The sequence below is a fragment of the Clostridium punense genome (assembly GCF_017874425.1).
In the GTDB taxonomy this organism is placed as follows: Bacteria; Bacillota; Clostridia; order Clostridiales; family Clostridiaceae; genus Clostridium_J; species Clostridium_J punense.
In genome coordinates this window covers 1-15,710 of the sequence record NZ_JAGGLL010000040.1, presented here as the reverse complement: position 1 = coordinate 15,710, position 15,710 = coordinate 1, and the positions used below count along the sequence as shown (strand labels likewise).

Below are 15,710 nucleotides of genomic sequence, written 5' to 3'. Positions count from 1 at the left end.
GTTTAATTTATTCAGTATGAATGAAATTCATGATTAAAAGGCCTTAAGGGAACCTGTGTAGAACTCATGTATAAGTATGTTTTAATTCTGATTCCATGACATTAGTAAGATTAATCTTTATTAATGGAACATATACAGGATAATTATAATTCATATTTAGGGAATAATGAAGGTGATTTTGTTGTTTATAGAATTCTATGATTGGATTTTAACTTATTAAGTATGAATGAAAACCATATTCATAAACTCTTAAGAGAACAAAGGTAGAGCTCATGAATAAATTAGGTTTTAACAGTGATTATATGTAAAATCATAACCAGTAACTAGTAATATAATTAGGAAGAAGCAAGATGAAACTAAGTAATAGATTTTATAGATTTTAAGCTATAGTAGTTGATTTGACAATTATAATGGAGTATAAAGATAATAATGAGGCAATGAAAATAAGTCTTAGGAAAAAGACAATGGTTGTTTTTTTATTTTTTGGAAGCTTCAAGTCAGATGCATTTTCATAGAAGGATGTTTGAACAGACTGTAATTGCTTAGTTTAAAAAAGTGTGGATAAAAATTGAGTTTTAAAGTATAGCAACTATTGAGGTTGTTTAACTATATAAAATAAATAGCAAGAAAAAAATTAAGGAGTGAAACTCATGAGTGATACAAATAAAATTGATATTAGAAATGTTGTTCGTAAGAGTTATGGTAAAATAGCTGATAATAAGGCAGGTAGTGATGGGTGTTGTGGTGGCAGCATTACAATTAAAAACTCCACAAAGATTATATCAAATAAAATAGGGTACTCTGATGAAGAAATATCAAATGCACCAGAGGATGCTAACATGGGGTTAGGCTGTGGGAATCCTCAGCTAATTGCAGACATAAAAGAGGACGAAGTAGTTATTGACCTTGGGAGCGGGGGAGGCTTTGATTGCTTCTTAGCATCAAAAAAGGTAGGTTCAAAGGGCTATGTAATTGGAGTAGATATGACTCCTGAAATGCTAAGTAAATCAAGAACCTTAGCTAGAAAGCATGGATATAACAATGTAGATTTCAGACTGGGTGAAATTGAAAATCTTCCAGTAGCAGATAATACTGCAGATGTAATAATTTCAAACTGCGTAATAAACTTGTCTCCTAAAAAACAAAGGGTATATAATGAGGCCTACAGGGTATTGAAAAAAGGTGGTAGAGTTGCTATTTCTGATATAGTTCTAATTAAAGAACTCACAGAAGAAATGAAGGAAGATGAAAAACTTTATTGTGGCTGAGTTACTGGCGCTTCTTCAGTTGAAGAACTAAAGGTATACTTAGAGAAAGCAGGCTTTAGTAATATAAATATTGAAACTAAAGAGGTTTCTAAGGAATATGCTGAAAAGTGGGCACATAATTTAAGTGTTGGAGAATACATTATGTCTGCTTCAATAAAGGCGATTAAGTAAGCTGCCTAATGTAAGTTAAAGTGAAAAGTAGTAAAATCACAGTGATTTTACTACTTTTTTTTAGTAGGATAGAGTTACTAAGATGCCTAAAGAGTCTTAAGAAATTTTATAATATAGCTTAAGGTATAAAATTCCCTATCAAGCTTTTCAACAATTAACTTTAGTCCTGTGATTATTGTTTCTTCAGTAAAGTTTTCAAGTAGAAGCATAATATTTAAGGTATTTAAGTCACCATCTTTTGTATCAAGAACACGTGATTTCTTTACATATTTGTTCTCCATAGCTGTTAAAATAGCAGCTTTTAACTCATCACTGATTTCCAGTTTAGGCATTTCCTCAAAAATTCTGATGCCAGGAGTGTTTGCCGTTAGTTTTTTTGATTTACTTATATCAGTAGATAAAAATATAGTGTTTACAAACTTGGCATCCTTGAAATTAGTACCCTCTAACTTAACTGAGTCAAATATGGCATTTTCAAATACTGCATTTCTAAAATCACTGTCCTTTAGGTTTGTTCCAATAAATTCTGCATATTTAAAGCTACACTTAAAGAATTTAGTGGCTTTAAAATGAGCTCCTCTAAAACTTGCAAAGTCAATAATTGAGGCTGTAAAGTCGCAGTTATAACAGTTACTTCTCTCTAGGTTTTTGTACATAAAGTTTTTATCTTTTTTCTCTATATTATTGTAGTTGAAATTTCCAGTAACATTTTTGTTTGTAGCCATAGTTCTATTCACCTAATTCCCTTCGTTGTATCTTAAATTTAATAGCTTTTTCAATTTCTTCAAGTTTAAAGCTGTCTTTTGGATCAATGAATAGGCAGGTATAGCCTTCCTCTCCAGCTCTTCCTGTTCTTCCAATACGATGTATATAGCTTTCTACACTTTCGGGTATGTCATAGTTATATATATGGCTAACTCCGCTTATGTCAAGTCCTCTAGAAGCAACATCTGTTGCTATTAAGTATTGGAAATCTCCCTTTTTAAAGGCTTTCATTATTCTTTCACGTTTTGATTGAAGTATGTCGCTATGTAGCTTTTCACAGTCGTAGCCTCGTTTATGTAATGCTACCTCTAGATCATCTGCTCTTCTTTTAGTTCTGCAAAAGATTATAGCCATATATGGATTATCTTCATCGAGTACTTTGCACAAAGCATCTTGTTTTCTTCTGTCTGTAGTTTCTACCACCTGCTGTTTAATAGCTTCAAGAGTTACTTCTTCTTTATTTATTGTTACTATTGAAGGCTCTTTTGTGTATCTATAGGCAAGTTTTTTTACATCTGAATTTAAGGTTGCAGAAAAACAAAGGGTTTGGTGTTTTTTAGAGGTTTCTTTAATAATTGCCTCTACCTCATTTTTAAAGCCCATTAAAAGCATTTGATCTGCTTCATCAAGTACAAAGGTTTTTAATTTGCTTAAATCTATGGATTTTCTTTCAAGATGATCCAGAAGTCTTCCTGGTGTTGCAATAATAAGATGGATACCTGTTTTTAGCTTCTTAAGCTGAGATCCAACATCCTTACCTCCGTAGGCAGCCAATATATTGATATCCTTAGCTTGCTTAAGCTTTAGAGCTTCCTCAGTTATCTGAAGGGCAAGTTCTCTTGTAGGAGTTAAAATTAGGGCTTGAACTGCATCTACCTTAGGGGATATATTTTCAAAAATGGGAAGCAAAAACGCTAATGTTTTTCCTGTACCAGTTTGAGATTCTACTATAACATCACTGCCTGCTTTTATAACACTAATGCTTTCTGCTTGAACTGGTGTTGGCTCGGTGATACCATTATTTTTTAATACTTTTACTATATCATCACTAATTCCTAATTGATTAAAATTCATTATATTCTACCTCTCTTGTTATAGTTTTCTATTTTAAAATTGACTCTCCATCCCAATGGAACACAATTATAACCTTCTGTTGGACATATCTTTTAATCATATACTATCCATAGGTATTATACAAACTATTTATATAAGGCATCTGAAAATAAATAACTATTCAAAGATATGAAAGGTATTTTGAATTAGACAAGGAAACTGTTGATGTTGTATAACTCAAAATAGACCAGGATACTGACTTATTTATTATTTGAAGACGCCTAAATGAGCTAATTTAAAAAACTTGCTTTATCTAATAATATATGTTAGTATTAACTTGTATTTAAATTTATAGTTAACAATTCAATAAAATATATTTCGGTTAGTACTTTAGATGTATAATAGTATGATAATATGGAAATTTTATTAGTGAATTAGTTTAATGAGTTTAAAAATAATAAAATTTCGGAGGTACAGTAATATGACTGGTACAGTAAAATGGTTTAATTCAGAAAAAGGTTTTGGATTTATTACAGGAGAAGATGGAACAGATGTGTTTGCACATTTCTCTCAAATCCAATCAGAAGGTTATAAGTCTCTTGAAGAAGGTCAAAAGGTTTCTTTTGATGTTGTTAAAGGACCAAAAGGACCTCAAGCTGAAAATATTAAAGCTATCTAATTAGTGGATATTTTAACCCTCAAATAGTATTCTATTTGAGGGTTTTTTACGTGGATCATGATGAGAAAAATCTAGCCCTATATAGGGTGTAAATGTAGAAGTTATATATAAGGAAAATTGTCTTGTTGCTTTAGGAGCTTTTATGGATGTATAGGAACACGCATAAGAAATTGGTTAAAGAAATTTAAATTCAGCCTAAGGAAAAGATAATATTATAAAGTGAGTTACCTAGCTTGTATTGGGTGGCTCACTTTTATTTATGAATTAAGTATTAGGTTGCTTGAGGAAATACCTGGAGGTTATTATTATGAGGGATGAGGAATTACTTATAGGATACTAACTTTTTAGGGGTTAAAAACTAGTATAAAAGTATATTTATAATATAAACCGTAGTAATTGGGGGAATGAATAAATGGCAATAGAGCAAATGAGTGACTTTTTTAATGCTCGTGTAGAGGGTTATGATGATCATATGATTAACATAGTGGAAGGCTGTAAAGAAGGCTATGAAAAAATGGCAGAATTGCTGCCAAAAGAGGCAAATGAATTGCTAGATTTAGGTTGCGGCACTGGGCTAGAACTTGATGAGATATTTAAAATTAAACCACTTATTAATGTAACTGGTATAGATTTGACCCAAGCAATGCTGGATAAACTAAAACAAAAACATCCTAATAAAAATTTAAAACTAATTAATGAAAGCTATTTTGATTATAATTTTGGGATTTCCAAATATGATGCTGCAGTATCCTTTCAAACTCTACACCATTTTTCACATGAAGATAAGCTAAAATTGTATACAAAGATTTTTAATGCGCTAAAACCTAATGGAGAGTACATTGAATGTGATTATATGGTAGAAAGTCAGGAGGACGAGGACTTTTATTACAGTGAAAACAAACGAATACGAGAAGAACAAAATATTCCAGAAGATGAATTTTATCATTATGATACCCCATGTACAATTGATAATCAAATAAAGCTTTTAACTAAAGCTGGTTTTAAAGTTGTAAAAACGCACTGGAGGATGGAAAACACTACAATAATTGTTGCTAAAAAATAATTATATATGATGAGAAGTGAAGGAGACTTTGGAACTAGAATTTAAAAAGTGCTAGCACCATAGTCTCTTTTTTTCGGGTAAAAACCATAGTTAATCAACAATTAGTTTACATAAAATGTTATAATAAGAGAAGAAATACAAGTGTTTTATGGGGGTTAATAGTGAAGAGTAGTAAAGAGTGGTTTAATTATTTGTTATTAGCATTGATTTCTTTTGGCTGTTTCTTTTTAGAATATTTATCAATTGGAATAGTTTTTATGATTTTCGGAAATTTGGGTGTTTTTGAAATATGTATTCATCTAATATTAACATCGGTTTTATGGATAATTTCAATTGCCTTAATTATTATGTTTTCAAAGAAATATCATAACTATCCAGAACAGTTTAATGATAATAATCCTATTAAGGGAAAAGATTGGTTAATAACTTTGTTATGCCTTTTGGGGTGCAAAGTAATTACCTTTATTGATTGGAATTCATTAAAAATAGTGGGAGAATTTCAAATTAAAAATTTAGTTTATTTTGCGATGCAATATAGTTATTATATATGTGAAATTGGATTAATGTGCTTAATAATAGTTTATGGGCAGAAGGCCTTTGAAACCTTAATAAGAAAAAGTAGTGTAGTTCCCTTTGGGGGAGTTGTACTAGCTTTAACATGGGGAGCTGTTCATTTCTTTTCTAGAGGCATAGATATTTGGAATGGATTATCATGTATGATAGTTTCAATACTCAGCGGCATAATGTATTTAAGGTTGAAGAAAAATCTAGGGTATTCTTATATTTTTATTGCATTAGGGTACTTATTATAATTAGATTCCTGATTATAAATTCAAGGACCTAATAGGGTTATTAATGTAAATATTAAAAGTATTACGGACTATTGTAGATATGATTTTAAGGCAAAATTAAAAGTAATAGGATGTTATTACCTGTTAGATGCAGAGACATAATAATATATCATATTGAGTTTAAATGAAAATATAGGAAACTAGATGTTCTGGCCTCATACTTATTTATGAAATAAGTATGAGGTTTTGTACCTTATATAGAGATGATAGAATATATTTAGGAAAAAGAATGGAGGAATTTTTTATGATGGTAGATATCTTTCGTGCATAGCAAGGGCTATTGCATTATTAAATAATGAACAAGGAATTTTTAGAGCAACTTTGGAAGCAGATTTGAGGTGCCCTATATGTGATGGCACACTTGAAGCTTTTAAGATATTGTTAATAATGAAGTGAAATAGCCTTTGCTAATCCTAAAAAGTATATATTAGGAGGCGCAAAATGAGCTGTTTAAAGAAACATCAATGGGAATTAGTTCCTGAAAACTTACCGGTTGTAAAAAGGAATTGTCCTAAGTGTAATGAAAAAACAAATTATATAAGTAGTGAAAAATTTAGAGTAAATGCAAATAAAAATAACCTTGATATTTGGTTAATTTATAACTGCGAGAAATGCAAATCAACTTGGAATATGACCATATATGAAAGAATAAAACCACATAGTATTAACAAACAGGAATACGAAAAGTTTCTTTCAAATCATAGGGAATTAGCAAGAGAATATGCCTTTAATTTAGGTATATATAGCAAGAATAAAGCTGAAGTGATTTTAGATAATATAAGCTATAAATTAATCCAAAGAGAATCAGAAGCATATTATATAAAGGAAAATGAGCTTGTTATTGAAGTTGCTTGCAGATACCCAATAGAAGTGAGGGTAGATAAGCTTTTAAGTGATGCACTTGGAATTTCAAGAAGCAAAATAAAAGATATGCATAAAAAAGGAATAATATTTATTAGTGATGATAAAAACTCATTAAATATGAAAGTAAGACATGGAATGGAGATTCATGTATTAAAGGATGTAGACAGTATAGAAGTTTTAGAGGCTATAGTATAGGCTTTTATATATTAATTGTAAAGAATTATTGAAATTATGTGGAAGACTTGATAAAATTTGTATAATGGTGTTTGAGAAAGGGGCAATGCTTTATGACAGTGGATTTTTATTATGCATAGCAGAGGCTATTGCATAAATGTATGAAAATAAATAAAAAATAGCCTTTGCTAATCCTAAAGCAAAATTATATTTAGGAGGAGCATAAAATGAGCTATGCAAATGCCAGGGATATTTTTCCTGATGAAATATTAGAAATAATTCAAAGCTATGTAGATGGTGAATTCATTTACATACCTAAGAAAGATGAAAATAAGATGGCATGGGGTGAGTTAACTAAGAGTAAAGAAGAATTACTAAATAGAAATACTCAAATATATAAAGATTACTTAGATGGAATGTGTACGCAAATGCTTTCGGAGAAGTATTACTTATCACGTAAAACTATACAAAGAATTATTTTAGAAAAGAGAAAATGCCATAACATAGAATGTGCTACCTAGCTTTTAGGTGGTGCATTTTTTTATAAATTAAGGATGCAGTATTTTAATACGAGGGTTAACGTTATGACTGAAATGACCAAAGCAGATTAAGCTAGAGAAAATTAACGAAACTTAGTATTAAAATAGAGAGTTTATTAAGGAGAATAAGTATATTTTGGGGGGGATTTTAAAATGATAAATATTAGGATTGAAACAGATAATTTAATTTTGAGACCTTTTTTAGTTTCCGATGCAAAAGATGCTCAGTATTACAGCCAACAACCAAAAGTATCCTATTGGATGTCTGATATGGTCTTGCATAATGAATCTGAGGCAATTTCTTGGGTAAATTGGATAAATGAAAAATATAATCCAAAGGAGCCTTTTATAATACTTGCAATTGAACATAAGGCTGATCACAAATGTATTGGGGTTGTGGGAGTTCATGCAAAAGCTGAACTAAATAATGAAGTTGAGATTTTATATGCTATTTCTGATAGTTATCAAGGTAATGGATACGCAACTGAAGCTTCTAAAGCACTAATTCAATGGGTCTTTAAAAATACTGAATTAAAAGACTTAACAGCTATTGTAAAACCAGAAAATATTCCATCTAAAGCTGTAGTAGAAAAACTTGGTTTCAAATGTGTTGATACTAGAGTAATACCCTATGATGGTCATATGTGCAAGTTTGATTATTATAAATTATATAGTAGTAAGTTGTAATAGATAATCAATAATACAAGAAAGAACATTTTTCATATAGAACTGGTTCGATTCTGAGATGAAAAATATAAATTATTATAAATAATAACATTTAAATTAACAAAGCTATAAACTCTGTATTTTACAGGTTTATAGCTATTTTTATTGTAGCTTTTAAAAATATAAGATGTAAATTAACAGTATTAATAAGATTCAAATATATCATAATGGACAGAAGATGAAACCTATTGAGCCAAAATACTAGGATTACTCTGCAACTGGCAATACATTAGGTGTTTAACGATGAGTTCTTAGAAAATAAGGCTATAACTTTACTTGCTTTTAAACGAAACTATCAGTTAAATACAAAATAAATGGTAATATTTACATATAATTAGCTAATATAATTACTATAGTTATAAAAGCTAAATTGGAGGTTTATATGTTTAAAAAACTGTTGAAAAATAATATAAAGTGGGTAGTTATAGCAGGATTCTTCACTATTCTTGCTTCTCTTGCATTGGTGTATGCAGGATATTCACTATCATTTTTAATGAATGCAACAAGCTATAAGGGAGATGCCATATCAAAACTTTTTAGTGATGCACTTTTGGTAACTGCAATTTGGTTAGTAGCTTTACTTATTTATTATTTTAGCGGGGTTACTCAGGCAAATTTATTTAGAAAATTAAGAAATGAGTTAAGGAGTAATATATCTAGAAAAATTGCAAACATAGACTATGAGGAATTTTATAAGAAGGATTCAGGGAATTATGTTTCATGGCTAACAAATGATGTGGATCAAATTTCTGAACAAGCCTTTAGTGGTTTTTTCTCAGTTGTAGAAAACTTAGGCAAGGCAATATTTTCACTAGCTGCAATGATGATTTTAAATGTTTATATCGGATTAATTGCAATAGTTCTTTTTGCAGTATTAACACTTGCACCACAATTATTAGGAAAGCTAATGGCTGGAGTCTCTAAGGATAGGTCAGAGGGACAAGAAAGATTTGTTGAATCATCTAAAGAAATTATAATGGGTCATAATGTTTTTAGACTTTATAATCTATTTCAAGAGCTAACTAAAAGAATTAATAGAAGCTCTAATAAAATTGAGGATGTTCTTTACAAATATGCTAAAATGGATACCTTTATTTCTCTATCAGTTCTTGGTTTTAACCTAATCGGACAAGTTGCTATACTTGTAGGAACTATAGTATTTGTTATAAAGGGAATGGCACCTATAGGAGCAGTTTTAGCTGTAGGAAATTTAGCAGGGTCATTTTTTAGTGGTGTTGGTTCTGTGATTGGCGGAATTACAAACGTTAAGGCCTCCAAGCCAGTGTTTGAAAAGTTTGAAGGATTAGTAGCTGAAACTAAAGATATGATAGATATAGCAGATTTTCAAAATATTGAAGTTACGGACTTAAGTTTTTCCTATGGAGATAAGAAAATCTTAAACAATTTCAATGGAAACTTTAAAAAGGGAGAAAAGTATGCATTAATAGGGGAAAGTGGCTCGGGGAAATCTACTTTAGCTAAGATTTTGCTTGGATTTTTGAAAAACTATGAAGGGAATATCTCCATTGATAAAACAGAATTGGCTAAGATTAAACCAACTAGTTTATATAAAAACATTAGCTATATTGACCAAAGTGTATATTTATTTAATGGTAGCATAAGAGACAATATTTGTTTAGGTGAGAATTTTTTAGATAGCGAAGTATTAGAGGCCCTAGCTAAAAGTAGCTTACTAGATTTTGTTGAAAAATCAGAACTAGGATTAGATACATTAATAGAGGAAAATGGTAAGAATCTATCAGGTGGGCAAAGACAAAGGCTTGCTTTAGCAAGAGCCTTTATAAGAAAAATTAATTTCTTGATTATTGATGAGGGTACATCAGCTCTTGATGAAAAGAATGCTATAGAAATAGAAGATAAACTTATGGATTCAAAAGATGTTGGTGTAGTTATAATAACTCACCATTTAAGGGATTCCTTAAGAGAAAAGTTAGATGGTGTTTATAATATATAGCTTAATACTGATGTAACAGTTATAGAGTAAATGGTTTTCATGATAGTTAATTGATAATAGCGGAGCAGTGCTTTGCTATTATTTTTTTTATTAACATTTTAATACTAGTGTGAGTACTCAAGAAAATTTTTTCATTCCCGAAACTGAACTTGTTGATTTCATATAAGCTTTCTAAAAGAAGAATATACATTGCATTAAAAATGTATAAATTTAACTTTTATACCAAGCACCTTATTAAGATGGTATAATATTAAATAGATATAGTTTTTTACCTATAAAGGATACAGGGAGGTGGAGAAATTGAATAACCTTAAATTTTACTACCAAAGCTCTAAGCAAAGACTATCTTAATGTTAAGTCTACAACTTTGTTTAGAGATATAATTATAAAGTAGATAAAAAGGCTTAACATATGGAAGTCTTTGCAGTTAATTCATAAAAATAATATGAATTAAGGAGAGACATTGAGATGAAATATGTTAGAGCAGAAAATGTTTTGCCAGATTCAATAATTGAAATTATTCAAGATTATATAGATGGTGAATATTTATATATACCTAGAAAAAAAGGCAATGAGAAATCTTGGGGAGAAAAAAGTGGTACAAAAGATTCCTTAAAAGCTAGAAATGAAGAAGTGTTTAAGAGTTATAAACAGGGATTTAGTATTAAGGAGTTATGTGAAAAGTATTATCTTTCCGAGAGTAGTATAAGAAGAATAATAAGAAGTGGAGAACTCACTTCTAAAGAAAAACAGCAGAAATTGTAGTCTGCTGTTTTTTATTGCCTAGGAAATAAGTTTTTAGCGGAGAAATAATATTTAAGAAACCTTGAACTGGTAAATTTCAAATCATATGCAGAAAAAAAGGAGCTGTAGCTTCTATGTAGGGGGATTCATACATTCCTTCTATCTCTATATTACAAGAAAGTATTATAGTTTAATAATTAGGTAATGAACAACTTCATTTAGTAGAGCTGTTTTGAAACTAGATTTTAACAACATTTTGGAAGCTTCAAGTCTGCCATCTTCTAAGGTGTCTGCTTAGCAGACTTGCAGTTGCTCAGCATAGATAAGTTGCTTTGGTGTAACAAACTACGTTTGTTCACAAAGGTATCTTTGTTCGGTCTAAATCTGCTTCCAAAGTGCTTCATTAAAATGAAGATTAACAAAATGAACTTGTTCATCATTTGACTAGCATATTATAACTTAATATTCAAACTCTGTATAGAACCGTTTGTGAACATGAATAAAGAATAAAATCATGTTATAATTTATAGGTAAAAGTAGTTAGTGATGGAAACAACTGGGGTAAGTATTCATGGGGGATAAAGCAAAAGAAAAACACCTGTTTTGCAGTGAAGTTTTACATGAAGGGGGAACAGACATGAGGAAGTATTTAAAGAAGATAAGAAAAGAACTAGGAATTTTTACGTTTTTAACATTTTTAGGTTATTTATTTTATTCATTAATTCCATATTATACAAAGATTTTGTTTGAAGGAGAATACAAAAAAGCAATAATTGGGTATACAGTATGTCTCAGTGCTTTTGTTTTGATAGCTTATTTTTGCAATATAACTCAAACTAAATATAAATTAAAGTTTGACAAGGTGCTTAAGGAGGATTATTTCAATAAAGTTATAAGCTTAAATTATGAAGATTTTTCAAAGAAAAAGGTGGGGGAATATATATCCTTTCAAGCCAATGACATTACAGAAATAGGCAATGATTATTTAGCTCCTTTAATGGGAATCGTTACTCAAACTCTTAGGGTGGTTACATATTTTGTGATTATAACTATAACATTAGATCTTAAAGTAGGGTTACTGTTAATTGGGGTGTCATTTCTTGGAGTATTGTTTCCCAAATCCTTAGGAGCTGAAACCGCTAAAAGGCGAAATAACTATTTAGACTATCAGAAAAAATATTATTCAAAGATTGAAGAAATATTTAATGGGTTCAAGGTTATCAACTCTAGAACTAGAAATAACATTAGAGAAAATCATAATGAAAATCTAAAAAAAGTTTTGGATGAAAGATATAAATATGGAAAAGCCAATGGGTTAATGTGGGCTTTAAATGGGTTAGGCTCTGAAAGCTTAAATTATATTACCTTTTTATACTTAGGATATTTAACTTTTAAAGGCAATATTTCTGCGGGATTTGCTATAGCAACCTTTCAATATGCTCAAAGCTTAATGGAGCCAGTACATGAAATACTTTATTATATGAACATGACTAACTCTTCAAAGGAACTGGTTAATTCCTTTTTAACTTTTGTAGAAGGTGATAAGGCGGAAGAGAAGAAGACTCCTATAAATTCTTTTAAAGAAATCACCATTAATAATTTAAACAAAAGCTATGAGAACTTTAGCTTGCAAAGCATAAATTTAAATTTAGAACAAAATAAAAAGTATGCACTAATAGGCTTAAATGGTTCAGGGAAGAGCACCTTATTCAACATTTTATCTTCATATATTAAAGATTACTCTGGTGAATTTAAGGTTGATGGCAAAGCTATAAAGGAAATTGAAACAAGCTATTTAATTGGAACTATGAATCAGGAGGAATATATATTTTCCCAAAGCTTTCATGACAATGCTACTGTTTTTGATAGTTATGAAACTGTAGATAATAATCCTTTTATTGGTGATGCAGAAAGATTAAAAGAAAGTAATAACTGTAGAGTTTTAAGTGGAGGAGAAAAGAAGTTAATAGCATTAACAAGATTAATTAATAAAGATACTCCAATAATCTTATTAGATGAACCTTTCTCAGCGGTGGATGAAAGCAAAAAAGAAGATTTACTCAATAAAATTTTATCCTTAGATAAAACTGTTGTTATGATAACTCATGACATAGGTGAAAACTTAGGGAGCTTTGATGAAATTTTATTTATGGAGGGTGGAAGGTTAATTTACACACTTCCTTATGAGGAATTAAAGGACAAAAAAGAATTCAAGGTGCTACAAAATGCAGTAAATATATAAATTTGGAATATTATGGGGTATAATTAATTAGGCATTTGAAAATAAAGAACAAGTGAAAAAGATGAAGGATATTTTCAGTGAGGCAAGGAAACAGATTCTACTTAAAGAGTTGGGCTATTAATAGGTTCTGTGAGCCAAGTATAACAGGAAATAGACCAGGATACTGAATTATTTATTTTTTAAAGATGACTTAAATAGAGTTTTTGGGGGTAAGGATATGATTAATAGTGAAATCATAATTAAAAGACTTAAAGAGGAACTAGAACCACTACAATATGTTCATGCCATGTGGCTTGAGGGGGCAGATGCTATTGGACAAGCTGATGAGTATTCTGATATAGATATTTACATTGATATTGAAGATGAGTATGAACAGGAGTCGATTCATAAGGTTGAAAATATACTTTCAAGAATTTCTGAAATAGATTATAAGTATGTAATGAATCATGGTCATTCTAAGCTTCGTCAGAGGATTTATCACTTAAAGGGCTGTAGTGAATATCTTATGATTGATTTCTGCTGGCAGCTACATAGTAGGGATAAAGAGGAGTATGTATATATAAAAGGCAACACAATTGAAGCAGCTAAAGTAATTTTTGATAAATCAGAGGTTATTAGGTATAAAGATTATAAGGAAGAGGACTATAAAAGCTTTAATATAGAAGCCCTTGAAGAATGTAAGTACCGTTACAGCCAGCATTGCAGAGTTGTAAAATATATTCATCGAGGGATGTATCTTGAAGCTTATGCCTACTACAATAGATATGTGCTAGAGCCACTAATCCATGTGTTAAGGATGATATACACACCTGCTCATGCACATTACTATCTGATCCATATTTCTCAGCATCTTCCTGAGTTTGAAGTTGAAAAGCTCCAATACTTTGCACAAATATCAACGCTTAAAGATATTGAAGATAGAATTCCCTTAGCTGAAGTTTGGTTTTCAGAGTTAGTGGAAAGATTAAAAGAATTAGGGATGGAATAACAGAAATTTACAGAGAGTATGCCAAGACATATAATGTGCTACCTAAGTTTTTTAGGTGGCGCTTTTTTGTTTCTGAATTAAGTATTAGGTTGTTCTAGCAAAAAATTCCATGCTATGATATTTATGAAGTTGGATTTAGTGATTAGTCAATATATGACAGAATTTACCAGGTGGAATAGTTTTTATTGAAAGGAATGATAAGTGTAATGTCTAAAAGTACAGCTACAAATTTAAATAACCAAGACTCACAAAATGTTTTCACAATAGAATGTAAAGATGTAGTATTAAGAGAATTTCAAATAGAGGATTTGGATGCAATATATAATATTACCCTTCAGCCTGAAATAGCAGAATTTCTACCTGATTGGATAGCCACAAAGGAGAAACGTAGAGAATGGTTAACCAAATATGAAATTGAAGAAAACCAAAGGTGTTTTAAAGCATTTCCAAATTTACCAAATTCTAATGAATATATTCTTCGATTAGGAATCATATTAAAGGAAACAAATGAGTTTATTGGGTGGATAACTTCTGGGTTAAAAGAAGAACTACCACCACCGAATAGAGAAATAGGGTATGCAATATCCAAAGATTACACAGGCAATGGATATGCTACTCAAGCAGCGAAAGGTCTAATAAAATATTTATTTGAGAACACAAATATTGATGTGTTAAATGCTACAGCATTAACTTATAACACACCTTCAAACAAGGTATTAGAGAAAAGTGGGTTTAACTTGTTGGGAACCACGAAGATTGAGGAACACGATTATTACTATTATAAACTTTGTAAAGATCAGTGGAAATCCTTAAAATCCACTACAATTTAACAGCTTGAAATTTAATTAATCATTAGAAACAATGAATGTAACAATTTATATAAGATAAGAAGATGTCTAATTGGAGAAATAATATAGTGTAAAAGTAGCTAGTAAAAGTTATTAAGGTTTACTAGCTATATTTATATAAAAATATAATAGAAGCTTAAAATTAAGAATATATTACTTATATTTTTTATGGAGGACGGCTAAGTTTTACTTGTGATATGGGGAATCATATCATAAGTAACGGAGGTTTTTACCAAAATTGGATAAGGGTATGGTGGTAAGGTAAACCACGCTTTCACCATGAAAACCTCGATTATTTATTAGGCGTTTTTTTCCTTATGCATAAATTTAGATTTAGTTTCTGTAATAAAAGGAATATGGGCAATAACTTTTAAAGTAATACCAATTATTAAAAAGCTTATTGGTATAAGTAAAGTATAGTTATCAAATAAATACCCAAATAATTTTAAGCCAATTAATCTTGCTATAGTTATAAATAAACTTTCAACTGCTACGTATCTGCCAAGTAGATTTGATGGAACCGCAGTTTGATAAAAAGTTCCATAAAAAACATCCCAAAAGGCATTTCCTAAGCGAAATATGAACATTATCATACTGAAAAATATAGTTATAACTCATATTTCGCTGAATGAATTTCATTCAGCGATTATTTTTTTATTGATCGTTTTTTTTTTTGGATTATTTTAATTAATTAACCTTAATATTCCAAGGGGCTATTATAGACTAACCCCTTAGATAAATTAGGCTATTTTTTAAAAAT

15 protein-coding genes are annotated in these 15,710 nt (G+C 30.0%); 12 read left to right on the top strand and 3 right to left on the bottom strand.

What is annotated here, in order from left to right; genetic code table 11:
- The first annotated feature begins 650 nt into the window (after positions 1-650).
- Positions 651-1,439 carry an arsenite methyltransferase gene (gene arsM, locus J2Z44_RS18175; protein WP_152513285.1) on the top strand — a complete coding sequence of 263 codons (789 nt, stop codon included), beginning with the start codon at positions 651-653 and terminating at the stop codon, positions 1,437-1,439.
- Positions 1,440-1,525: 86 nt separating this feature from the next.
- On the opposite strand, the gene J2Z44_RS18170 is transcribed toward arsM, so the two are convergent.
- Together J2Z44_RS18170 and J2Z44_RS18165 are read right to left on the bottom strand one after the other, a co-directional pair.
- The gene (locus J2Z44_RS18170) at positions 1,526-2,164 is read right to left on the bottom strand and encodes a pentapeptide repeat-containing protein (protein ID WP_021284742.1); all 639 of its coding nucleotides are present in this window, start codon (positions 2,162-2,164) and stop codon (positions 1,526-1,528) included.
- 4 nt (positions 2,165-2,168) lie between these two features.
- The gene (locus tag J2Z44_RS18165) at positions 2,169-3,278 is read right to left on the bottom strand and encodes a DEAD/DEAH box helicase (RefSeq protein WP_021284741.1); all 1,110 of its coding nucleotides are present in this window, start codon (positions 3,276-3,278) and stop codon (positions 2,169-2,171) included.
- A 460-nt stretch (positions 3,279-3,738) separates the two neighbouring features.
- Between J2Z44_RS18165 and J2Z44_RS18160 the strand changes: the two genes are divergently transcribed.
- From J2Z44_RS18160 to J2Z44_RS18110, 11 genes are all read left to right on the top strand, one after another.
- Positions 3,739-3,936 (top strand): cold-shock protein, encoded by a 198-nt coding sequence (locus J2Z44_RS18160; protein ID WP_021284740.1) that lies wholly within the window; start codon positions 3,739-3,741, stop codon positions 3,934-3,936.
- Between the two features lie 412 nt (positions 3,937-4,348).
- Positions 4,349-4,999, top strand: a complete 651-nt coding sequence (locus tag J2Z44_RS18155; RefSeq protein ID WP_021284739.1) for a class I SAM-dependent methyltransferase — start codon at positions 4,349-4,351, stop codon at positions 4,997-4,999.
- A gap of 161 nt (positions 5,000-5,160) precedes the next feature.
- A complete protein-coding gene (locus J2Z44_RS18150; RefSeq protein WP_021284738.1) occupies positions 5,161-5,811 on the top strand; it encodes a hypothetical protein in 651 nt (216 codons plus the stop codon).
- A gap of 480 nt (positions 5,812-6,291) precedes the next feature.
- Positions 6,292-6,909, top strand: a complete 618-nt coding sequence (locus tag J2Z44_RS18145; RefSeq protein ID WP_021284737.1) for a DUF1062 domain-containing protein — start codon at positions 6,292-6,294, stop codon at positions 6,907-6,909.
- 206 nt (positions 6,910-7,115) lie between these two features.
- A complete protein-coding gene (locus tag J2Z44_RS18140; RefSeq protein ID WP_021284736.1) occupies positions 7,116-7,409 on the top strand; it encodes a CD3324 family protein in 294 nt (97 codons plus the stop codon).
- A 171-nt stretch (positions 7,410-7,580) separates the two neighbouring features.
- Positions 7,581-8,114, top strand: coding sequence for a GNAT family N-acetyltransferase (locus tag J2Z44_RS18135; protein WP_021284735.1), 534 nt, complete (start codon positions 7,581-7,583; stop codon positions 8,112-8,114).
- Positions 8,115-8,535: 421 nt separating this feature from the next.
- Positions 8,536-10,128, top strand: coding sequence for an ABC transporter ATP-binding protein (locus J2Z44_RS18130; RefSeq protein ID WP_021284734.1), 1,593 nt, complete (start codon positions 8,536-8,538; stop codon positions 10,126-10,128).
- 468 nt (positions 10,129-10,596) lie between these two features.
- Positions 10,597-10,893, top strand: coding sequence for a CD3324 family protein (locus J2Z44_RS18125; protein WP_021284733.1), 297 nt, complete (start codon positions 10,597-10,599; stop codon positions 10,891-10,893).
- 550 nt (positions 10,894-11,443) lie between these two features.
- Positions 11,444-13,114: an ATP-binding cassette domain-containing protein gene (locus tag J2Z44_RS18120; RefSeq protein WP_021284732.1), complete on the top strand. Its 1,671-nt coding sequence runs from the start codon at positions 11,444-11,446 to the stop codon at positions 13,112-13,114.
- Positions 13,115-13,331: 217 nt separating this feature from the next.
- Positions 13,332-14,102 (top strand): hypothetical protein, encoded by a 771-nt coding sequence (locus tag J2Z44_RS21670; protein WP_021284731.1) that lies wholly within the window; start codon positions 13,332-13,334, stop codon positions 14,100-14,102.
- A 194-nt stretch (positions 14,103-14,296) separates the two neighbouring features.
- Entirely contained in the window at positions 14,297-14,932 is a 636-nt protein-coding gene (locus J2Z44_RS18110) for a GNAT family N-acetyltransferase (protein WP_242833440.1), read from the top strand.
- Between the two features lie 317 nt (positions 14,933-15,249).
- On the opposite strand, the gene J2Z44_RS18105 is transcribed toward J2Z44_RS18110, so the two are convergent.
- Positions 15,250-15,537 (bottom strand): hypothetical protein, encoded by a 288-nt coding sequence (locus tag J2Z44_RS18105; RefSeq protein ID WP_152513283.1) that lies wholly within the window; start codon positions 15,535-15,537, stop codon positions 15,250-15,252.
- Positions 15,538-15,710 lie beyond the last annotated feature (173 nt).